Raw genomic sequence first — 21,817 nt, 5'->3', positions numbered from 1 at the left:
TGAAAGCGCACGGGGTTGTTTTTGTACTCATGCTGACTCCCTCCCCCTAGACGCGAAAATTGGTAATTATCGGTAAAAAGTACCTTAACAGTAATGTGTTGGAGTGACAAGTTAAGGAATGTGCTTCCGGCCGGATATCGAGCTTGTCATAAATTTCCACTACCTTTATTGTTGCTAGCGCACAACTTTGCTATGGTTTGCGCCAGCTCAGCCAAGGTGGCAAAACAATCTTGCCAATAAAGCAAAAACACCTTGTCTGGCGCACTGCGTGCCAGACAAGGTGTGTCGGGTGAGCTTGCTCAGGGCTGGATTATGCCGCCAGCAAGATGCGCAGCATACGACGCAGCGGTTCGGCGGCGCCCCACAGCAGTTGGTCGCCAATGACGAAGGCCGAGACGTATTCCGGGCCCATGTTCAGCTTGCGTACGCGGCCCACGGCCACTTCCAGGCCGCCGGTGGTGGCGGCGGGCGTCAGTTCCTTGACCGTGAGAGCGCGCTCGTTGGCAACGAACTTGACCCAGGGGTTGCCCGCCTTGATGAGCGCTTCGATCTCTTCGAGCGGCAGGTCTTTCTTGAGCTTGAGCGTCAGCGCCAGGCTGTGGCAGCGCATGGCGCCAATGCGTACGCACAGGCCGTCGACCGGAATGGTGGCTGCCGTGCCCAGGATCTTGTTGACCTCGGCCTGGCCCTTCCACTCTTCCTTCGATTGGCCGTTGGGCAGCTGGGCATCGATCCAGGGGATCAGGCCGCCGGCCAGCGGGGCGCCAAAGAATTCGGTGGGCACGTCTTCGCGGATGGTGGCGGCCACCTTGCGGTCGATTTCCAAAATCGCGGAAGCCGGCGTTTGCAGCTCTTCGGCCACGGCAGCGTGCACCACGCCCATGCCCTTGAGCAGTTCGCGCATGTGGTTGGCACCGCCGCCCGAGGCTGCCTGGTAGGTCATGGAGCTGACCCATTCCACCAAGCCGGCCTTGAACAGACCGCCCAGGCCCATCAGCAAGATGGAGTTGGTGCAGTTGCCGCCAATCCAGTTCTTGCCGCCAGCGGCCAGCTTGGACTTGATCAGCTCGTCGTTCACCGGGTCGAGCACGATGACGGCGTCATCTTCCATGCGCAGCGACGAGGCGGCATCGATCCAGTGGCCTTGCCAGCCGGCAGCGCGGATCTTGGGGAAGACTTCCTTGGTGTAGTCGCCGCCCTGGCAGGTGATGATGATGTCGCACTTGGCCAGCTCGGCAACGTCGTTGGCGTCCTTCAGCTGGGTGTGCACCGTGGCCATGGCCGGGGCTTTGCCGCCTGCGTTCGAGGTGGAGAAGAACACGGGCTCGATCAGCGCAAAGTCGCCTTCGGCCTGCATGCGATCCATCAACACCGAGCCGACCATGCCGCGCCAGCCCACCAAACCTACCAATTGCTTGCTCATTTTGAAACGCCCAAGAGTGATAAAAAAACTAGGTACCACGGGGCTGATTTGCCTGGCTCGTCTGGCCAGAAGGAGGCGCACGACGAACCAGGCTGGATCAGCCGGTAATCGTCGTGGTTTTGGCAATGCTTGCGCGCGCAGCCACGCTCGCCTCAATGGGAGCGGTGGTGTTCAGCCAAGAAATAGGGCGGTGCACAAACATAGTGGTGGCTATTCTAGCGCCAAAATTTGCTGCGCTGCACGCATTTTTTATACTTTTTAAGTGTTGACGCATCGAAGCGCATCTGTTTTATGCTGATAAACACTTTTTTCGTCGTTGTTTTGTTAATTATTTAGTCAAAATGACGATATTTGCCTGCGTCGCCGGGTTTGCCTCGTTGTTTTGATCGGACAAGCCCTGGTTGGGGCTCGGCGATGGGCAAGAAAAAAGGCAGGAGTTGCCTCCTGCCTTGAGCGGTTGGGGTGCGTGCTGCTTTACAGCGCGGCCACCACTGCGTCGCCCATTTGCTGGGTGCCGACCTTGGTCGTGCCTTCGCTGTAGATGTCGGGCGTGCGCAGGCCTTGGGCCAGCACTTTTTGCACGGCGGCTTCGATCTTTTGCGCCGCGGCCTCTTGGCCCAGGCTGAAGCGCAGCATCATGGCGGCCGACAAAATGGTGGCCAGCGGGTTGGCAACGCCCTTGCCGGCGATGTCGGGGGCCGAGCCGTGGCTGGGCTCGTACAGGCCTTGCTTTTTGTCGTTCAGGCTGGCCGAAGGCAGCATGCCGATGGAGCCGGTCAGCATCGAGGCTTCGTCGGACAAAATGTCGCCAAACATGTTGCCGGTCACCACCACGTCAAAGCGCTTGGGTTCCTTGACCAGTTGCATGGCGGCGTTGTCCACATACATGTGGTCCAGCTGCACGTCGGGGTATTGCTTGCCCACTTCGGTCATCACGTCCTTCCACAGTTGGAAGGTTTCCAGCACGTTGGCCTTGTCCACGCTGGTCACGCGCTTGTTGCGCTTTTGCGCGGCCTGGAAGGCGACGTGGCCGATGCGCTCAATCTCGGGGCGGGTGTAGCGCATGGTGTCAAAGGCTTCCTCGGCGCCGGGGAAGTGACCATCGGGCGAGACGCGGCGGCCGCGTGGCTGGCCGAAATAGATGTCACCGGTCAGCTCGCGGATGATCAGGATGTCCAGACCCGACACCAGCTCGGGCTTGAGGCTCGATGCGTGGGTCAGCTCCTTGTAGCAGATGGCGGGGCGGAAGTTGGCAAACAGGCCCAGCGCCTTGCGCAGGCCCAGAATGGCTTGCTCGGGGCGCAGGGCGCGCTCCAGGCTGTCGTACTTCCAGTCGCCCACGGCGCCAAACAGAATGGCGTCCGATTCCTGCGCCAGCTTCAGCGTGGCCGGTGGCAGCGGGTGGCCAGCGGCTTCGTAGGCGGCGCCACCGACCGGGGCGGTGTCCAGCTGCAGATCCAGCTTCAGCGCATCCAGCACCTTGACGGCTTCTGCAACGATTTCTGGGCCAATGCCGTCTCCGGGCAACACTGCAATTTTCATAACAAGTCTCTTTGGATAGTTGGGTGAAAGGAAGAAGGTCTCAACGGCCTGCGCGCAAGCGCTGCGCAAGCTGGGTCAAAAGTTCGGGGTTGCGCACCTTGCGGCCGCTGACCAGGTAGGCAAAGTTGTCGGCCGCCGTCTCTTCGGGGTGGAAGACGTATTTCGTATTGCCGCCCAGGCGCTGGAGGTAATCGCGGGCTTCGCTCACCTCGGTCCACTGCAACTGGCCGTCTGGCCCGCGCAGTGCGCGCGAAGGCTGTTGGCCAGTGCCGGGGGTGACCGAGAGCAAGCGCACATCCAGCACATGAAAAAACGTTTCGCCCGGTTGCAGCTCGGTGCGGTGGGCCACGAGCAGCGGCATCACATGAATGGTCTTGCCGTCTCTTTGCAGTGCCATCACGTTTTTGCTGTGCGGCGCATCCGGATTGGCAATACGGGCAGGCAGCCATTCGGCCGGCCACTCCAGCTCGTTCGTCGTGCTGAAGCCCAGCAGCTGGTAGATGCTCTGCGCCAGCTCGGGGTTCTCGCGCGTCAGGATGTGAAAGTACTCGTGCGCCAACAATTCCACATCAGAGCTGCTTCGGCTGGCGTAATTGCGCGGCAGGTAGATGGTGGAGCCGCGCGTGTAAGGCGTGTTGGCTGCGTCGCGTCCATCGGTCAGCGCCAACTGAATGCTTTTTGGCTGGTGCGCCATTTGCAACTGGGCCAGGCGCGGCGCAAATTCTTGGGCGGCTTTTTGCCAGCGGGCTTTTTCACCGGCCGGCCATTCCAGCGCGGTGCTGGCGAGAAAGCTTTTGAAACGCGCCAAGCCGGGCGCTTTTTGCTGGCTGCCTTTGCCCGCCAGACCCATGGTGGCCGCCCGCTGAAAAGGGCTAGCGGCCTGCAGCCAGGCATCGTCTTTTTGAATCAGGGCCTGGGTTTGGGCCTGCGTGGCAAAACCCAGGCGCGTGCCGGCCAGATCCAGCTCGGCCGCGGCCGGTGCAGCAGGCGCTGTATTACGGGCGAGTGCCCCGCCACCTGCCAGCGCCAACGCAAGCGTCAGCACCAGCCGGTGGGCGGCTCGCCGGGTGAGCGCCTGCCGGGGCATCATGCCTTGGCTTGCACCAGGCTGTGTGCCAGCCAGGGCTTGGTGGCCAGGCGGTTGGCTTCGTAGGCCTGGATCTTGTCCTTTTGGCGCAAGGTCAGGCCGATGTCGTCAAAGCCGTTGAGCAAGCAGTATTTGCGGAAGGCGATCACGTCGAACGGAATCTCTTCGCCTTGCGGGCGGATGATGACCTGGCGCTCCAGATCGATCTTCAGCTCGTAGCCGGGGAAGGCCGCCACTTCGTTGAACAGCAGGTCGATCGTGGCCTCGGGCAGCACGATGGGCAGCAGGCCGTTCTTGAAGCAGTTGTTGAAGAAGATGTCGGCAAAGCTGGGCGCCAGAATGGCGCGGAAGCCGTACTGATCCAGCGCCCAGGGCGCGTGCTCGCGGCTGGAGCCGCAGCCGAAGTTTTTGCGTGCGATCAGAATGCTGGCGCCTTTGTAGCGTGGCTGGTTCAGCACAAAGTCGGGGTTGGGCTTGCGTGCCGATTCGGGCACGCCGGGTTGGCCGGGCTGGTCCAGGTAACGCCATTCGTCAAAAGCGTTCACGCCAAAGCCGGTCTTCTTGATCGACTTGAGAAACTGCTTGGGAATGATGGCGTCGGTGTCGACGTTCTCGCGGTCCATCGGTGCCACGAGGCCTTGGTGGATAGTGAATTTCTGCATCTTGAAGCCTTTGGGGCTGGCAGCGCTGCTCTGTGCAGCACTGCCAACTATCAATTGGGTGGTTTAGCGAGCGGCGCGCGAGATCGCGTTGCCAGCACCTTGCACGTCCTGGCCAATGCCGTGGACGGTGTTGCAGCCGGCCAGCAGCGAGGCCAGCACGATGGTGACGAGTGCAAAACGGGTTTTCATCGCTGAGCTCCTTCGTGGTTAGGCAAAACGGCGAATATCGACAAAGTGACCATGCACCGCCGCCGCAGCGGCCATGGCCGGGCTGACCAGGTGGGTGCGGCCACCGGCACCCTGGCGGCCTTCAAAATTGCGGTTGCTGGTGGAGGCGCAGCGCTCGCCGGGCTCCAGGCGGTCGGCGTTCATGGCCAGGCACATGGAGCAGCCCGGTTCGCGCCATTCAAAGCCGGCGGCTGTGAAGATCTTGTCCAGGCCTTCCGCCTCGGCTTGGGCTTTGACCAGGCCCGAGCCTGGCACCACCATGGCGAGCTTCACGTTCTTGGCCACTTTCTGGCCCAGTTTCTTGACCACGGCGGCCGCTTCGCGCATGTCTTCGATGCGGCTGTTGGTGCAGCTGCCGATGAAGACCTTGTCGACAAAAATATCGTTGATCGGCTTGCCCGGCTCCAGGTTCATATAGGTCAGCGCGCGCTCGATGGCACCGCGCTTGTTCGGGTCTTTTTCCTTGTCCGGATCGGGCACGATGGCATCCACGCCCAGCACCATCTCAGGGCTGGTGCCCCAGGTGACTTGCGGCACGATGTCTTCGGCGCGCAGCGTCACCACGGTGTCGAACTTGGCGTCGGCATCGGAGTGCAGCGTCTTCCAGTAAGCCACGGCCTGGTCCCATTCCACGCCGGTGGGCGCCAGTGGGCGGCCCTTGACGTAGTCGATGGTTTTCTCGTCCACCGCCACCAGGCCAGCGCGGGCGCCGGCTTCAATGGCCATGTTGCAGACCGTCATGCGGCCTTCGATGGACAAATCACGGATGGCCGAGCCGGCGAACTCGATGGTGTAGCCCGTGCCGCCAGCAGTACCGATCTTGCCGATGATGGCCAGCACGATGTCCTTGGCGGTCACGCCCGGGGCCACCTTGCCGTCCACCTTGATCAGCATGTTCTTGGCTTTTTTGGCCAGCAGGGTTTGCGTGGCCATCACGTGCTCGACCTCGGAGGTGCCGATGCCGTGCGCCAGTGCGCCAAACGCGCCGTGCGTGCTGGTGTGGCTGTCGCCGCAAACCACGGTCATGCCGGGCAGGGTAGCGCCTTGCTCGGGGCCCATCACGTGCACGATGCCCTGGCCCTTGTCCATGAAGGGGAAGAAGGCGGCCGCGCCGAACTCGCCAATGTTGTCGTTCAGCGTGGTGATCTGTTCTTTGCTGATCGGGTCTTCGATACCGTCATAGCCGCGCTCCCAGCCGGTGGTGGGCGTGTTGTGGTCGGCCGTGGCCACCACCGAGCTCACGCGCCACAGTTTGCGGCCGGCCAGGCGCAGGCCTTCAAAGGCTTGCGGGCTGGTCACTTCGTGCACCAGGTGGCGGTCGATGTACAGAATGGTCGTGCCGTCTTCCTCGGTGTGGATGGCGTGCTCGTCAAAAATCTTGTCGTAGAGGGTGCGTCCGGTCATCGTGGTCTCTTTCGGTCAAGTGTTTCTAATGGGGTGGAAAGCAAAATTCATAGCGCATGCGCACCGTGGGCTGCATGCAGGCTGCGGATTGTAGAAACTGGGGCGGCCTCGTCAGCAAGCGCCTGGGCGACAGGTTTGGGGCTCAGGTGCTCGACCAGCAGGCGCGCGGTAACCGGCAGCGCCTCAAAATCGCGGGCCATCAGGCGCAGCTCGCGCTGGGCCCAGGCATCGGTCAGGCGAATGCCGCGCAAATTGCCCACGCCGTGCATCAGCGCAAAAGCGCGGTCGGGCACCAGGCCAATGCCCAGGCCGTTGTCGATCATGCGGCACATGGCGTCGAGGCTGGTCACCTGGATGCGCTGGCGCAGCGGGCGGCGCAGCTGGCTCGACGCCGAGCGCATGGCCTGGCTGATGCTGCTGCCCGATTGCAGGCCGACAATGTCCCACTCCAGCGCTTCTTCAAAACTGATGGCATCGCGCTTGGCGAGTGCGTGGTCCAGCGGCACCACTAGCATCAGCTGGTCCGAGCGGTAGGGGCGCGATTGCAGCTCCAGCTCGCTGGCATTGGCCACGGCGTCGGGGTTGCAAATGCCGAGGTCGGCCGTGCCTTCGTGCACCGCCTGCACCACATCGGCGCTCAGATGTTCTTGCAGATCGATCTTGATCTGGCTGTGCTGGCGCGCAAAGCTGCCCAGATCCTCGGGCAGAAACTGCACGATGGCCGAGATATTGGCGTGGATGCGCACATGGCCGCGCACGCCATCGGCGTACTCGCTCAGCTCGCCTTGCATGCGCTCCAGCCCGAAAAGCACGTTGCGGGCATGGTGCAGCAGGCTCTCGCCAGCGGGCGTGAGCGTTACGCCGCGGCTGTGGCGGTAGAGCAATTGCGTGTCGACGGCAGTTTCCAGATCAGACAGGCGCTTGCTCACGGCCGATGCCGCAATGAACTCCCGCTCTGCCGCCCGGCCGATGCTGCCCAGCTCGCACACGGCCACAAACAGCTGGAGCGAGGTCAGATCGATACGGCGCGCAAAACTGCGCTCAGAGCTTTTCATGGCGGTGAGCTATCGTGGTTTTAGAAATCAAAAGGCATTTTACGCATAAAAAACCGGTTTGACTTCGCCATTGGCGATGGCTGGCCTGGCTGTTGGTGGGCTGTCACTATGGGCCGAGGGCGGCCAGGCTGCCGCCAATTTGTTTGCTTTTGTAAACGTTCGACCCCGTTGGCGCCGCTGCCCCGATTCAGCCTCCATCCCAACAGGCAAACCGGAGCACACCATGCCGTTCTCACTCCCCCGAACCGCTTCTTCCATTCCACTGCGCGGCGCAGGCTTGCTGGCGGTCGCGCTGGCCGCCGCCACCATGCTGGCAGCCTGCTCGCCCGACAACCGGGCTGAACAGCCCCAAGCGCCGCTCGCGCAAATGGATGTCCAGTCCGAAGTGGCCGGTGCCAGCTTGAAGAAGCCAGCCAGCTTTGCCGCACAAGATAAAGCTAAAGCGGCCAGCAGCAGCCGCGTGCGCATGGTCATGGAAGAGGCGGTGGCTGCGTCAGCACCGGCACCAGTGGCGGTATCGCCCACTGGAGGCGCGGCTGCAGCGCCCGTGCAGCGCTTTTTGGCCGTGCGCCACAACATGCAGGTTGAAAGCCCGGCCGCTGAGCTGGCAGGGCTGTGGGAATCGGTCAAAGCGGCCTGCGAGCGGCTCGATTGCTATGTGGAAGGCTCGGCCCTGCAGCGCGAGACATCGCACGCCGCGGCTTCCGCTTACCTGACCATGCGCGTCAATCCGCGCGATTTCGCCATGCTTACTGCCACGCTGGGCGGCAATGCCAAGGTGCTGAACCACCAGACCGCGACCGACGACAAAACCAGCCAAGTCATCGACGTGGCAGCGCAGATCAAAAACCGCAGCGAATACCGCGACAGCCTGCGCGAGCTGCTGCGCGAGAAAAACGTGAAGCGCAGCCTGCAGGATCTGATGGAGATCCGCGACACCATGTCGCAAGTGCAGGCCGAGATCGACGCCGCCAACACGCAGCGCGCCTTGCTGGAAATAGAAACCGCCAAGCAGCTGGTGCAGATGCAGTTCCAGCCCACACGGGTCATCGTCAGTGGCACCTACAGCCCCTGGCAGCAAACCTGGCAAAACAGCTGGGACACCATGGCCCGCAGCCTGCAAACCATGGTGATCACTGGCGCCGGCCTGCTGCCCTGGTTGCTGATGCTGACCGTAGTGGGCGTGCCGGTGTGGCTCTGGGTGACTCGGCGCAATCGTCGCCAAGAGGTCGCTTCCACGGCATCGGCAGCGGGCAGCGACGATGTGCGCGGCGCTGATACCCGCCTGTAAGCCCAATCTTTAATCAAAACAACAGCGGCTGGCGCTCTCAGCATGGGTGTCAGCCGCTTTGCCTTATTTTGCTTTGCGCCGTGTTTCAGTGCGCAGTACCGCGCTGCGGCCGCTCGGCATAACCAATGGCGGCGCTCATCAGCACAATGCCGAAAAGTTGCAGGCCACTCAGCTGCAGATCAAAGTACCACCAGTCGATCAGCAGTGCCACGGCTGGGTACACGTACTGCAAGATGGCGATCCGCGCCACCGGCAAGCGCGTGGTGCCGGCATAAATCAAGGTATAGGCCAGCGCGGTGTGCACCAGGCCAAGCCCCGCCAACCACCACCAACTGCCAGCCGCAGGCCAACCGCTGCTTACCGGGCCTACCCACAGCACAGCCGCACCCACCAGGCATTGCCACCAGGCCAGCGCGCTGGCAGGCACCTGAGCCGCTTTTTTGGTGAACAGAATTTGCGCAGCAAAAATCAGCGCGCCCGCCAGGCACAAACCCACGCCCCACCAATAGCCCGGCGCACTGGCGCTGTTGCCGCCCAACACCGGCAAATGCTGCAACACGCCGGTGGCCAGCGCCAAGCCGAGCAGGGCGGCCAGCACCGCCAGCCAGCGTTGCTTGCCCACCGGCTCGCCCAGCCACAGCGCGCCGAACAGCAGCAGCCACAACGGCTGCACATGGAACAGCACGATCGCCATGCTCGCCGGGATATACGCCATGGCTTCGAAAAACATCAGCCAGGTGATGACCAGGCATGCGCCTGACGCCAGCGCCCAAGGCGCGGTATGGCGTGTCAAACGCAGTTGCGACCACTGACCGCGCCACAGCAGCCACGCGCCCAGGCCGAGCAAACCGAACACGCTGCGAAACCAGACGGCCGTGATCGGCGCGGCCCCGGCCTCGTGCACAAACACGCCCACGGTGCCCAACACCATGCTGCCCAGCACAAACGGCCAGACGCCGCTGTTGCGCGACGGGGTAGCGTGGGCGGGCGTGTGGACCGCAGAGAGTGAATTGGCGTTGGACGACTGCATGGGCGCCAGTTTGCTTGCAGCCTGCTTTGATGAAAAGCGCATAATTCAGCGGTCATAATTTCGAAAATCGAATAGATAAACCGCCATGGATTCTGCCGACTCTTCTGACTCTGCTGTCGCCATGCGCGACCTGCAGCTCGACTGGCTCAAATGCTTTGTCGCGGTGGTCGATACCGGCTCGCTCTCCAGCGCGGCAGGCGAGGTGTTTCGCTCGCAATCGGCCGTCAGCATGCAGCTCAAAAAGCTGGAAGACGCGGTGGGCCACCATTTGCTCGAACGCAGCAGCCGCAAACTGCAGCTCACGCCGGAAGGCCAGACCTTGCTGGGCTACGCCCGTCGCATGCTCGATCTGCAAACCGAGGCGCAGCAGGCGCTGAACCACCAGCCTTTGACCGGTTGCGTGCGCTTGGGCGTGCCCGATGATTACGCCCAGAGCTATTTGACGCCGGTGCTGCGCCGCTTTGCGTTGCGCCACGCTAGCGTGGAGATAGAGCTGAACTGCGAGCAATCGACCGCGCTGATACCGCGTGTGGCGCAAGGTGAGCTGGATCTGGCCTTGGTATCGCGCGACCATGCGCGGCGCGGCATTGTGCTTTTCCACGAACCCATGGTCTGGGTTGGCTCGCCGCAGTTCGAGCTGTGGCGGCGCGATCCGCTGCCGATTGCGGTGTACGAATCGGCCAGCCTCGCGCGGCGTGGTGCCATCCACGCGCTGGCGCAGCAAGGGCGCAGCTACAAAATCGTCTACAACAGCTCCAGCCTGGCAGGCCAGATTGCTGCGGTGGAAAGCGGCCTGGCCGTGGCCGTTTTCACCCAGTGCAGCGCGCCCGCGCATTTGCAACAACTGGGCGTAGAGCACGGCCTGGGCCCGCTCGCCCCGATGGAAGTAGCCGTCTACCGCAGCCGCGCCTCACGCGGCAATGCGGCGGTAGACAGCTTGCAGCAGCTCATGCTGCAAACGCTGCGCCAAGCGAAAGGGTGAGGAGCGATTCTCGAACCACCGCCCCGCACCGCACCTCGCCTAGGCCGCGTTTGCATGGCGTGCTCAGTCATTCGTGCGTGCGCGCCGTAAAGCGGCTACTGCGAGCAAGCCGGCTGAGAGCAGGATCAGCCCCCATTGCCCCAATGTTGGAACCGGGGTGGGGCTGACGGCTGCTACGGCAACCACGGAATGCAGGTAAGCCGCGCTCTGCGTTGCAGGGTAGTTGGCGTCACCGCTGTAGTTGGCAACCAGGTAATGATCGCCGACGGTAGTGAGTGACTTTGCGCTCAGCGTGGCAACGCCTGCCGCATCCAGGCTGGCGGTGCCAAGTGAGGTAGTGCCATCCATCAACGTGACGGTTCCGGTGGCGATGGGTGCCGCCTTGCTGACGCCCGCGGCCGTGCTGAGCTTGGTGGAATCCAAAGCCACGCTCACCCGGATGCTCACCTCATCGCCGGAAGTCGAAGGGTTGGGCGTGGAGCTGACGATCACGCCACTTTGGCCCTGTCCCACCTTGACGGTCTGCACCTGATCGCTTGCGTCCAGGTACTGGGTATCGCCCTTCTGGCTGACGGTAATGGTGCAATCGCCCGACGCATTGAAGCTCACCACAAAGCCCACTGCAGAACAGGCGCCGCTCGCCACCAGCGTCACCGGCTGCGATGACTCGCCCGCCTGCACGCTCACCGTATAGGTAGAGCCCAAGCTTGGTGATGTCGGGGCCGTGGAGAGAATCTTCAAGCTCTGCTGCAACTGCGTCACCTTGACGGTCTGCACTTGATCGGTTGCGTCTTGGTACTGGGCGTCGCCCTTCTGGCTGGCGGTGATGGTGCAATCGCCAATGGTGTTGAATGTCACCACCAAGCCCACTGCAGAACACGCGCCGCTCGCCATCAGCGTTACCGGCTTCGATGACGGCCCCGCTTGCACGCTCACTGTATACGTGCTGCCTATGCGCGGCGAGGTTGGCGCGGTGGAGAGAATCTTCAAGCTCTGCTGCAGCTGCGTCACCTTGATGGTTTGCGTTTGATTGACCGCGTTCAGGTAGTTGGTGTCGCCTTTTTGGCTGACCGTGATCGTGCAATCACCAGCCGCGATGAAAGTTACGACAAAGCCTGCAGCGGAACACGTTCCGCTCACGCTCAACTGAGGCGGCTGCGATGATGGCCCCGCTTTTACCTGGACCGTATAGGTGTCGCCCAAACGTGGCGATGCCGGTGCGCTGGAGAGGATGGCCAACACCTGTTGGCCACGATTTACCGTGAAGGAGACCGTGCCAGACAGGGTTTTGCCGGTCTGCTGATCCTTTACCTGTACCGTGGCGCTGAACGGGCCTGCCTTTGTCGGTGTGCCGCTGATCGTGCCATCCGCCGCGAGCGTCAGGCCGTCGGGCAGCGCACCGCTCATCACCGTGTAGTTGAAATCCTGCGATCCGCCCATGGCTTGCAAGCTGAGCGAGAAAGCGGTGCCCACTTCCGCCGTCTGCGCAGAAGGCGCAGGAAAGCCCAGAACAGGCCACGGCGTCACCGGGCCGATGTTGGCCGACGGCGCACTGGTCATTGCCAGCGAATTGCTGACCGTGACGGTAAATGTGTATGGCGTGCCGTTCGTCAGCCCGGTCACTTCGCACGACGTCACAGGCGTTCCGCTGGCGCTGAACGCGGCCACGTCGCAGCCTTGCACCGGCGTTGTGTTGTTGGGATCGGTGTAATAGACAACAAAGCGCGCGGGCGATCCACCGCCCATATTGGCTGGCGGAGCAAAACTGACCGTTGCCATGGCATCACCGGCAACGGCTGTTCCTGTTGGAACATCAGGTGCAGCAAAGGTGATTTTGCGCACGCGGCCGGTGGCCTTGTCCGAAATGAAAAGGTTGCCCTGCCTGTCCAGCGCCGAGTATTGCGGGTTCATGAATTGCGCGTTGACAGCCAAACCGCCGTCACCCGTGCCATTGCTGCCTCCACCCGCGACGGTGCTGATGGTGCCCGTGGTCGCGGAAATCATGCGTACACGCGCATTGCCGGAATCCACCACATAGATGTTTCCAAGAGCATCCACCGAAACGCCGACAGGCGTATTGAGGAGCGCATCTGTTGCAGGCCCGTTGTCGCCTGAGAAGCCGAAGTTGCCAGACCCTTTGCCCGCCAGCGTGGTGACCATGCTCGAAGTTGTGATTTCTCCATTCGCGTCCGCCATCACTTTTCGGATGGCGTTGTTGGTGCTGTCTGCAATGTAGAGATTTCCAGCTGCGTCCAGCGCCAGGCCATCTGGAAAAATCAGCCGCGCATCGCTTGCAACGCCGTCGACAAAACCACCTGTGTAGAGCTTGCCAACCACGGTGCTGATGACTCCTGATGTGTTGATCTTGCGAATCGCGTGGTTTTGAGTGTCGGAGAACAGCAGGTTGCCCAGTTTGTCCACCACCATGCCTGCGGGATAGCGCATGGTTGCTGAGGTTGCTGCTGCACCGTCTCCGGTCTGGCCCAGATTCCCAGTCCCTGCGAAAGTGGCGCCAGTGCTGGCTCCCTTGGCCACCTTGAAAATCTTGTTGTCGCGGGTATCTCCAACCATCACAGCGTCAGCTGCATCCACAGCAATGCCTACAGGGAAAGTGAACGAACTTGCTCTGACGCTCACCAGATTGGCCTTGTCCACCAAGCCGGTCGCAGGCGTCGCGGCCAGCATGCGGACCGAGCCACGGCCTGATTCAGCGACCAGAAGATTGCCAGCGCTGTCAAAGCCGATCCCGGCGGGGGTGGAAAGACTGGACTGGGTACCCGGCAGTGAGGGCGTTGGCGACTGGTTGGCCTGGCCTGTACCCACCACGGTGTTTACCTTCAGTTGTGCGTCGATCACACGCACGCGCTGATTGGTGTAATCAACCACCACGAGCTCGTTGCGATTTCTGTCGTAGAAGATTCCGCCAAATACTCCAAAACGTGCGGTCAGCGCTGGCCCGCCGTCGCCAGAAAACTCCGGGCTGTACTCCCACGTAGGGGGGTCAAGTGAAGCATTGCCTTTGCCTGCAATGACCGAGAGCAAGCCGGTCGATGCATCGATTTTGGAAATCGTGTACTGATTCGAATCAGTCAAATAAAGGTTGTCTTGTGCATCAATGGCCAGATAGCGAGGCATTCCGAGCTGGATGGACGTAGGCGCCACATTGGTGTGCGATGTACTCAAGGTGCCGGTGTTGGACTTGCACGTTCCCACAAAATTAGTCTTCGCCTTGGTGACGGCATCAATTTTGTATACGCATGGTTTCAACCAATCGGTGATGTACAGGTTGTCTTTGCTGTCGAAGACGATGTCCTCGATACGGCTGACGGTCGAATCACCTGTGAAGTACGACGTGGTCTTGCCTGTCGCCATGTCCAGCAGAACCACAGTCTTGGAGCCGCTGTTGACGATATAGAGTTGCCCTTTGCTGTCAAAGAACAGCGAAGAAGGCGATTTAAGCGCTGTCATGCCTGCGCTGGTATCACCCGCAACCGTTGTAATGATTCCTTGTGTGTCCACCTTGCGCACGCGGTGGTTGCCGTAATCCGCAATGTACAGATTGCCCTGGGCATCCATCACGGCTCTGGCGGGGTTGTTCAGGCTGGCCGCAGTAGCAAGGCCACCGTCACCCGAGAACGTTGCGACACCGGTCCCAGCGAACAAGCTGACCGTTGCGGAGGCCCGGTCGTACTTGCGTATCGCCTGGTCAAACCTCCCCGTTGCAATGTAGATGTTGCCTGCCGAATCCGTCATCACACTGCCGGGATTGGTGAGGTTGAAAGCGCTCACCGGTATCCCTTCAACGGCACCGATTACCGTGTCGATGGTTTGCGCCTGCAGCGTCGCGCACCCGAGCACCAAACCCCACAGGTGTACAAGCTTTACAAAGCAGGCGGTGGCGCGCCCAATCAGAACATTGACGCGATAACTTTTGACCATGTTGCCTCTCGAAATTCCACTTTTCAGCACTTGTCGATACGTCTTGAAACTGAATGCAAGTGGCAATTACATGAAAGGAACATGGAACGGTCAATAGTACATATGGACTATTGACATGTTTAAAAAATAAGATGATTTGAATTTCGTATGAAAGAGGTTTTTTTTAACTGAGGCATCGCAAGAAGCCGGCCGCCTGCGGATCGGTGTCAGGCGCCTCTTTGTCAAGACTTGCCTTGATTTCTAGGCCTTTTGGCGCTCTATGGAGACGCTGCGTTTTCGTGATCGTCATGGCAATGGGCTGGACTTGGGAGTCATTGCAGTGGATTAGCCTGGATCCCTTGCAGCACCAAACGTATATTGGGGAAGCCAGAATCTATATAAAAACAGCTGCTGGCGCGCAATGGATGCGCGCCAGCAGCTATTGTTTTTATAGTGTTTGAGCCGGTGTACCTTACGCCGCAACCGCCCCTTTAGCCACCGGTGCCGCCTCCTTGATCGGCAAGTTCACCACCGCGGCCAGCAATGCCAGCACCGCGTCGGCCCACCACATCCAGTCGTAATTGCCGGTAGCTACCACGGCGATGCCGCCCAGCCAGGCGCCCAGAAAGCCGCCGATCTGGTGGCTGAGCAGGGTGAGGCCGAACAAGGTGGCGAGGTAGCGCGTGCCAAACAGCTTGGCGGTGATGCCGGCCGTGGGTGGCACGGTGGCCAGCCAGGTGGCGCCCAATGCGGCGGCAAACAGGTAAAAGGTGGTGGGCGTTTTGGGCGCGAGCATGAAGATGACGATGGCTACGGCGCGCGAGGCATACATCCAGAACAGAATCATCTTCATGCGCATGCGCTCGCCCAGTGCGCCAACCACCAGGCTGCCGGCCACATTGGCCAGGCCGATGATGGCGAGTGAGGTGGAAGCCACGCCGGCGCTCAGTCCGCACAGATCCACCTCGCCCGGCATGTGGGTGACCAGAAAAGCAATGTGAAAGCCGCAGGTAAAAAAGCCGGCGTGCAGGCACCAGTAGCTCTTGTTGCGCATAGCAATGCGCAATTGCTCGCGCAGCGTGATGCCTGTGGGCGCGACAGCAGCGGTGCGGGCGGCAGAGCGTGGTTTGCCGCGCAGCCACCAGGCCATGGGCGCTGTGGTCAGGGCCAGTACGGCCATCATCCACATGGCCTGCACCCAGCCAAACGCGGCCATCACCGCCTGGTTCAGCGGCGCAAAAATGAACTGGCCCATGCTGCCGCCGGCATTGATCACGCCGCCGGCGAGCGAGCGCTTGTCATCAGGAATGCGCTGCGCGGTGGCGCCAATCAGAATAGAAAAACTGCCCGCGCCCGCGCCGGCCGCGCTGAGCAGGCCCAAGGTAAAAATCAGCCCCCATTCGCTGGTGACTTGCGTGGTCAAGGCGTAGCCGGCGGCCAGCAGAAATGCGCCCAGCACAATCACGCGCCCAGGGCCCCAGCGGTCGGCCATGGCGCCGAAAACCGGTTGCGCTGCGCCCCATACCAATTGCGCAATCGCCATGGCAAAACTGATCTTGGCCACGCCCAAGCCGGTAGCGGTGTTGATGGGCGACAGATACAGCCCCAGCGATTGGCGCGTGCCCATGGTGATGAGCAAGATGGCGCAGGCCACCGCTACCAGCGGCCAAAAGCTGCGGGTGGCGGTGCTGGGCGGGGCGTTCAGTGGGGCGGTGGCGGCGCTGGTCATGGTTGTAGCTTTGGTCGATGTTGCACCGCGCCATTATTCAAATCCATCGCTTTGCTGACAAACGATTAATAATGCGCAACAGCATAGAATTTCTATCGTATGAACACCGCTCCGCTCAAAGCCATTCTCGTGTTTGACGCTGTCATGCAGCACAAAAGCTTTGCCTTGGCAGCGCAGACGCTGCATGTGACGCCGGGCGCGGTGGGCCAGCAGATCCAGAAGCTGGAGGAATGGCTGGGCGCGCCGCTGTTTGTGCGCGCCGTGCGCCAGATCGAGCCCACGGCGGACGCGCAGCACTATTGGAGCGTTGTGCAGCCCGCGTTGGCGCGTATTCAGCAGGCGAGTGAGCAACTGCGCTTGCGCCAGTCGAGCGAGGTGTGGCTGTCGATGCCGCCCACCTTGGCCGCCAAATGGTTTGCGCCGCGCATGGCGGCGTTTTTGCAGGCGCGGCCCGATGTGTCGCTGCACCTGAGTGCGTCCGTCGATGTGGTGGATTTTGGCCGCGACCGGGTGGATTTGGCTATCCGCCACTTCGCCGGAAACAGTGCCGATTTGCAAGCAGAGCTGCTCTATGCCGACGAGGCCCGCTTGTACTGCTCGCCCGCTTATGCCCGCAAGCTGCGTTTGCGCGAGCCGAGCGATGTGGCACGAGCCACTTTGCTGCACAACACCTTGCTGCCGCATTGGCCCGAATGGCTCAAGCGCTACACCCGCATCACCGCTGCCGAGGCGCGGGCTATCCCCAGTCTGCACTTCGACCAATCGATGATGGCGATCGAGGCCGCCGTGCACGGCCAAGGCGTGGTGCTGAGCAGTGCCATCCTCACGCAGGCTGAGCTACGCGATGGCACGCTGATCGAGCCTTTGCCGATCCGCATGTCCGTCGGCAAAGGCTATTACCTGGTGCACAGCAAGCACGGCCCGCTGCGGCCCGCCGCGCAGGCGCTCAAAGACTGGCTGCTGGCGCAAGCAGTGGCGGAGCGGGCGGCGCTGGAGAAGCAATAAAAAAAGCTGCTGGCGCTTAACTCGTAAACGCCAGCAGCTTTTGTTTTTGGGCACTGGCTTTAGCCAAGCCAGGACCTCATCAGGTAAACAGGTTCTTCAAACGGTCGGCCCAGGACTGGTTGTTGGGCGTGTGCTTGGCGCCGCCTTTTTTCAGCGATTCGTCCAGCTCCTTGAGCAGCTTGCGCTGGTGTTCGGTGAGCTTGACGGGCGTCTCGACCACGATGTGCACATACAGATCGCCGGGGTAGCTGGCGCGCACGCCCTTGATGCCCTTGCCGCGCAGGCGGAACTGCTTGCCGGTTTGCGTGCCTTCGGGAATGTCGATGGCGGCTTTGCCACCCAGCGTGGGCACTTCGATCTCGCCGCCCAGCGCAGCGGTGACCATGCTGACCGGCACTTCGCAGTGCAGATCGTCGCCATCGCGCTCAAACACCTCGTGCTTGCGCACGCGGATTTCGATGTACAGATCGCCGGGGGGGCCGCCGTTCTGGCCGGGCTCGCCGTTGCCGACCGAGCGGATGCGCATGCCGTCGTCGATACCGGCGGGGATATTCACTTCCAGCGTCTTTTGCGACTTGATCTTGCCTTGGCCGTGGCAGGCGGTGCAGGGCTCGGGGATGACCTTGCCGGTGCCGCGGCAGTGCGGGCAGGTTTGTTGCACGGCGAAAAAGCCTTGGCGCATTTGCACCGAGCCGCTGCCGTTACAGGTGGAGCAGGTTTTGACCTGGGTGCCGGGCTTGGCGCCGCTGCCGTGGCAGGTGTCACACTCGTCCCACGAGGGGATCTTGATCTGGGCGTTTTTGCCGTTGGCCGCTTCTTCGAGCGTGATGTCCATGGCGTAGGACAGGTCGTTGCCGCGGTAGACCTGTGGGCCACCGCCACGGCGGCCGCCGCCGAACATTTCGCCAAAGATGTCGCCAAACGATTCGGCAAAACCGCCAAAGCCTTCGCCGCCACCCATGCCGCCGCGCATGCTCGGGTCGACACCGGCGTGGCCGTACTGGTCGTAGGCGGCACGCTTTTGGCTGTCGGAGAGCATTTCGTAGGCCTCTTTGCACTCCTTGAACTTCTCTTCCGCTTCCTTGGCTTTGTCGCCCTGGTTGCGGTCGGGGTGGTACTTCATGGCCAGCTTGCGGTAAGCCGTTTTGATTTCGACTTCCGTGGCGCTGCGGGTGATGCCGAGGACTTCGTAGTAATCGCGTTTAGACATGGTTTTTCTTTGCTCGAATCAGGGGGGAGCGGTGCTGCGCTGGCTCAGCCGGCGTCGCGCAAAAAGGCCTGGGCCTGCAGGCCGACGTAGCTGCGGCCGGGGTTGTCGCCGTCAATCCACTGCTGGGGCGGGAACAGATCAAACAGTCCCACTTTGAAAAGGGTCGGGATCGCCAGGGCCAGCTCTTGCTCGACCTGGCCGCGCTCGCCCGCGTTGTAGAGCGCGATATTGTAGAGAACCGCAGCCACCGTGCCGGTTTGCACCACGCTGCCGTCCTTGAGCGTCACGCTGGGCAGGCTGGCGCCGCTGGCGGTGATTTTCTGGTTGATGTGGCTCAGCGCCTCGACATGCAAGGCGTCGGCGGCTGCTTCAGTGGGGCTGGACATAGGGCAGTGCGTGGCGAGTGGATGGTGTTTCTCAGGGGTAGCTGAGGGCGCGGGCGGCAAATGCAAGTGCTTGGCGCATGGGCCGCCGGGCCGGCAATGTCAAGAATGGACAAAAGCCATGCCCGGGCAGAACCGGGCATGGCTTGTGGGGTGGCCCGCTTTGCGGCGGGCCGGGCGAAGGGGTTTAGTCCTTCTTGACTTCCTTGACTTCGGCGTCCACGACGTTGTCGTCGGCCGCTGCAGCGCTGGCACCACCGGCGGCAGCACCAGCTGCGCCTGCGGCTTGGGCTGCCTGGGCGTCGGCGTACACCTTCTCGCCCAGCTTCTGGCTCACGGTCATCAGGGCGGTGGTCTTGGACTCGATGGCGTCCTTGTCCTCGCCCTTCAAGGCTTCTTCCAGTTCCTTCACAGCGGCTTCGATCGCGGTCTTGTCGGCTGCGTCGATCTTGTCGCCGTGCTCGCCCAGGCTCTTGGTCACGCTGTGGACAGCGGCTTCACCTTGGTTGCGGGCTTGCACCAGTTCCAACTTCTTCTTGTCGTCGGCGGCGTTGAGCTCGGCGTCCTTGACCATCTTCTGAATTTCTTCTTCCGACAGGCCGGAGCTGGCCTTGATGGTGATCTTGTTCTCTTTGCCCGTGCCCTTGTCCTTGGCCGACACGTTCAAGATACCGTTGGCGTCGATGTCAAACGTCACCTCGATCTGGGGCGTGCCACGGGGAGCGGCAGGAATGCCTTCCAGGTTGAACTCGCCCAGCAGCTTGTTGGCGCTGGCAATCTCACGCTCTCCCTGGAACACCTTGATCGTCACGGCCGGCTGGTTGTCTTCCGCGGTCGAGTAGGTCTGGGCGAACTTGGTCGGGATGGTCGTGTTCTTGGCGATCATCTTGGTCATCACGCCGCCCAGGGTTTCGATACCCAGCGACAGCGGCGTCACGTCCAGCAGCAGCACGTCGGAGCGGTCACCGCCCAGCACCTGGCCTTGCACGGCAGCGCCCACGGCCACGGCTTCGTCAGGGTTCACGTCCTTGCGGGGATCCTTGCCGAAGAATTCCTTGACCTTCTCTTGCACCTTGGGCATGCGGCTCATGCCGCCGACCAGGATGATGTCGTTGATGTCGTTGACGCTGATGCCGGCATCTTTGATGGCGGTGCGGCAAGGAGCGATGGTGCGCTCGATCAGGTCTTCGACCAGGCTTTCCAGCTTGGCGCGGGTCAGCTTGATGTTCAGGTGCTTCGGACCGGTGGCATCCGCCGTGATGTAAGGCAGGTTGATGTCGGTCTGGGCCGAGTTCGACAGCTCGATCTTGGCCTTTTCAGCGGCTTCCTTCAGGCGTTGCAGAGCCAGCACGTCCTTGGACAGGTCCACGCCTTGTTCCTTCTTGAACTCGGCAATGATGTACTCGATGATGCGCTGGTCAAAGTCTTCGCCGCCCAGGAAGGTGTCGCCATTGGTCGACAGCACTTCGAACTGCTTTTCGCCATCGACATCGGCGATCTCGATGATCGACACGTCAAAGGTACCGCCGCCCAGGTCATACACGGCAATCTTGCGGTCGCCCTTGCCACCCTTGTCCAGGCCAAAAGCCAGGGCTGCAGCGGTAGGTTCGTTGATGATGCGCTTGACTTCGAGACCGGCAATACGGCCAGCATCCTTGGTGGCCTGGCGCTGTGCGTCGTTGAAGTACGCAGGCACGGTGATCACGGCTTCGGTCACGGGCTCGCCCAGGAAGTCTTCCGCGGTCTTCTTCATCTTGCGCAGCACTTCGGCCGAGATCTGGGGAGGCGCCAGCTTCTGGTCGCGCACTTGCACCCAGGCGTCACCGTTGTCAGCCTTGATGATCTGGAAGGGCATCAGGTCGATGTCCTTTTGCACTTCCTTGTCTTCGAACTTGCGGCCGATCAGGCGCTTGGCAGCGTAGATGGTGTTCTTGGGGTTGGTCACCGCCTGGCGCTTGGCCGAGGCGCCAACCAGAATCTCGCCGTCGTCCTGGTAGGCGACGATCGAGGGCGTGGTGCGAGCGCCTTCGCTGTTCTCGATCACGCGGGTGTTGTTACCTTCCATCACTGCCACGCAGCTGTTGGTGGTACCCAGGTCAATACCAATAATCTTTCCCATATCTCTAACTCCTTTTATTCCTTGTGGGCAGTATCCCTGCCCGAATTGACTGTTATCTGTGGCGTCTTTTGCACCCTTCAAGAGGGGCTGTGCAAAAAATCACCAGGAGGTGCGTGTGCGTTTACTTGGGGGCAGCCACCGTGACCAGAGCCGGGCGCAAAATGCGGTCGGCAATGGAGTAGCCCTTTTGCAGCACGCTGACGATGGTGTTGGCGGGCTGGTCGGCCGGCACCATGGAGATGCCTTGGTGGTGGTGCGGATCGAACTTGTCGCCGGCGGCCGGGTTGATGGCCACCACCTTGTTGCGCTCCAGCGCAGCGGTCAGCTGGCGCAGCGTGGCGTCCGAGCCTTCGCGCAGCTGCTCGGGCGTGGCGTTCTGGATGGCCAGGGCCGCATCCAGGCTGTCGATCACCGGCAGCAGGCTTTCGGCAAAGCTCTCGATGCCGAACTTGCGGGCCTTGGCCACTTCGTCATCGGCGCGGCGGCGGGCGTTTTCTACGTCGGCCTTGGCGCGCAGGTACTGGTCGGCCAGCTCGGCGTTCTTGGCTTGCAGCTCGGCCACTTGGGCCGCCAGGTCGTTCTGGGCATCGGCTGCGTTGGCTGCAGCGGCAGCTTCCAGCTCTTCGGGGGTGATGGGCGCGCTGCCTTCGGGGTGGAGGTTGCCTGACATTGTTTTTACTCGTCTTCCCTAAAACAAAACAAAAATTCTTCTGTCTATATAGGGTTGATCCGGGGCGCTTCAAGGCTGG

General features: G+C 61.6%; 17 protein-coding genes. 3 read left to right on the top strand and 14 right to left on the bottom strand.

What is annotated here, in order from left to right:
• Positions 1 to 310: 310 nt before the first annotated feature.
• The 7 genes from asd to ACFIQF_RS10835 form a co-directional block, all read right to left on the bottom strand.
• The gene (asd, locus tag ACFIQF_RS10865; protein WP_393942722.1) at positions 311 to 1,423 is read right to left on the bottom strand and encodes an aspartate-semialdehyde dehydrogenase; all 1,113 of its coding nucleotides are present in this window, start codon (positions 1,421 to 1,423) and stop codon (positions 311 to 313) included.
• A 474-nt stretch (positions 1,424 to 1,897) separates the two neighbouring features.
• Entirely contained in the window at positions 1,898 to 2,965 is a 1,068-nt protein-coding gene (gene leuB / locus ACFIQF_RS10860) for a 3-isopropylmalate dehydrogenase (protein ID WP_393942720.1), read from the bottom strand.
• Between the two features lie 40 nt (positions 2,966 to 3,005).
• The gene (locus ACFIQF_RS10855; protein WP_393942718.1) at positions 3,006 to 4,055 is read right to left on the bottom strand and encodes an eCIS core domain-containing protein; all 1,050 of its coding nucleotides are present in this window, start codon (positions 4,053 to 4,055) and stop codon (positions 3,006 to 3,008) included.
• A complete protein-coding gene (gene leuD, locus ACFIQF_RS10850; RefSeq protein ID WP_393942716.1) occupies positions 4,052 to 4,714 on the bottom strand; it encodes a 3-isopropylmalate dehydratase small subunit in 663 nt (220 codons plus the stop codon). Before leuD ends, ACFIQF_RS10855 begins: the two co-directional genes overlap by 4 nt.
• A gap of 63 nt (positions 4,715 to 4,777) precedes the next feature.
• Positions 4,778 to 4,903 (bottom strand): entericidin A/B family lipoprotein, encoded by a 126-nt coding sequence (locus ACFIQF_RS10845; RefSeq protein WP_393942714.1) that lies wholly within the window; start codon positions 4,901 to 4,903, stop codon positions 4,778 to 4,780.
• Between the two features lie 18 nt (positions 4,904 to 4,921).
• On the bottom strand, positions 4,922 to 6,346 hold the full coding sequence (gene leuC, locus ACFIQF_RS10840) for a 3-isopropylmalate dehydratase large subunit (protein ID WP_393942712.1): 1,425 nt from the start codon (positions 6,344 to 6,346) through the stop codon (positions 4,922 to 4,924).
• Positions 6,347 to 6,393: 47 nt separating this feature from the next.
• The gene (locus ACFIQF_RS10835; protein WP_393942710.1) at positions 6,394 to 7,401 is read right to left on the bottom strand and encodes a LysR family transcriptional regulator; all 1,008 of its coding nucleotides are present in this window, start codon (positions 7,399 to 7,401) and stop codon (positions 6,394 to 6,396) included.
• Positions 7,402 to 7,624: 223 nt separating this feature from the next.
• Between ACFIQF_RS10835 and ACFIQF_RS10830 the strand changes: the two genes are divergently transcribed.
• A complete protein-coding gene (locus tag ACFIQF_RS10830; RefSeq protein WP_393942709.1) occupies positions 7,625 to 8,692 on the top strand; it encodes a DUF4349 domain-containing protein in 1,068 nt (355 codons plus the stop codon).
• A gap of 85 nt (positions 8,693 to 8,777) precedes the next feature.
• Here ACFIQF_RS10830 and ACFIQF_RS10825 read toward each other — a convergent pair whose 3' ends face one another.
• Positions 8,778 to 9,722 (bottom strand): DMT family transporter, encoded by a 945-nt coding sequence (locus tag ACFIQF_RS10825; protein ID WP_393942708.1) that lies wholly within the window; start codon positions 9,720 to 9,722, stop codon positions 8,778 to 8,780.
• Positions 9,723 to 9,807: 85 nt separating this feature from the next.
• On the opposite strand from ACFIQF_RS10825, the gene ACFIQF_RS10820 reads away from it, so the two are divergent.
• Positions 9,808 to 10,704 (top strand): LysR family transcriptional regulator, encoded by an 897-nt coding sequence (locus ACFIQF_RS10820; protein WP_393942707.1) that lies wholly within the window; start codon positions 9,808 to 9,810, stop codon positions 10,702 to 10,704.
• A 63-nt stretch (positions 10,705 to 10,767) separates the two neighbouring features.
• Here ACFIQF_RS10820 and ACFIQF_RS10815 read toward each other — a convergent pair whose 3' ends face one another.
• Both ACFIQF_RS10815 and ACFIQF_RS10810 read right to left on the bottom strand, forming a co-directional pair.
• Entirely contained in the window at positions 10,768 to 14,643 is a 3,876-nt protein-coding gene (locus tag ACFIQF_RS10815; RefSeq protein ID WP_393942705.1) for an IPTL-CTERM sorting domain-containing protein, read from the bottom strand.
• A 451-nt stretch (positions 14,644 to 15,094) separates the two neighbouring features.
• Complete coding sequence (locus ACFIQF_RS10810; protein ID WP_393942704.1) at positions 15,095 to 16,351, bottom strand: MFS transporter; 1,257 nt, start codon at positions 16,349 to 16,351, stop codon at positions 15,095 to 15,097.
• Between the two features lie 99 nt (positions 16,352 to 16,450).
• Between ACFIQF_RS10810 and ACFIQF_RS10805 the strand changes: the two genes are divergently transcribed.
• A complete protein-coding gene (locus ACFIQF_RS10805; protein ID WP_393942702.1) occupies positions 16,451 to 17,356 on the top strand; it encodes a LysR substrate-binding domain-containing protein in 906 nt (301 codons plus the stop codon).
• Positions 17,357 to 17,435: 79 nt separating this feature from the next.
• Here the strand turns inward: ACFIQF_RS10805 and dnaJ are convergent, their stop codons facing one another.
• From dnaJ to grpE, 4 genes are all read right to left on the bottom strand, one after another.
• Entirely contained in the window at positions 17,436 to 18,566 is a 1,131-nt protein-coding gene (gene dnaJ / locus ACFIQF_RS10800; protein WP_393942700.1) for a molecular chaperone DnaJ, read from the bottom strand.
• A 44-nt stretch (positions 18,567 to 18,610) separates the two neighbouring features.
• Positions 18,611 to 18,952, bottom strand: a complete 342-nt coding sequence (locus tag ACFIQF_RS10795; protein WP_393942698.1) for a DUF7709 family protein — start codon at positions 18,950 to 18,952, stop codon at positions 18,611 to 18,613.
• 184 nt (positions 18,953 to 19,136) lie between these two features.
• Positions 19,137 to 21,068 carry a molecular chaperone DnaK gene (dnaK, locus tag ACFIQF_RS10790; protein ID WP_393942696.1) on the bottom strand — a complete coding sequence of 644 codons (1,932 nt, stop codon included), beginning with the start codon at positions 21,066 to 21,068 and terminating at the stop codon, positions 19,137 to 19,139.
• 121 nt (positions 21,069 to 21,189) lie between these two features.
• Positions 21,190 to 21,738 (bottom strand): nucleotide exchange factor GrpE, encoded by a 549-nt coding sequence (gene grpE, locus ACFIQF_RS10785; protein ID WP_393942694.1) that lies wholly within the window; start codon positions 21,736 to 21,738, stop codon positions 21,190 to 21,192.
• Positions 21,739 to 21,817: the final 79 nt, after the last annotated feature.

Source organism: Comamonas trifloxystrobinivorans, assembly GCF_043359985.1.
GTDB lineage: Bacteria > Pseudomonadota > Gammaproteobacteria > Burkholderiales > Burkholderiaceae_C > Comamonas > Comamonas trifloxystrobinivorans.
Note: the sequence above shows the minus strand (reverse complement) of the source record. Positions and strands in the feature narration are given on the sequence as shown.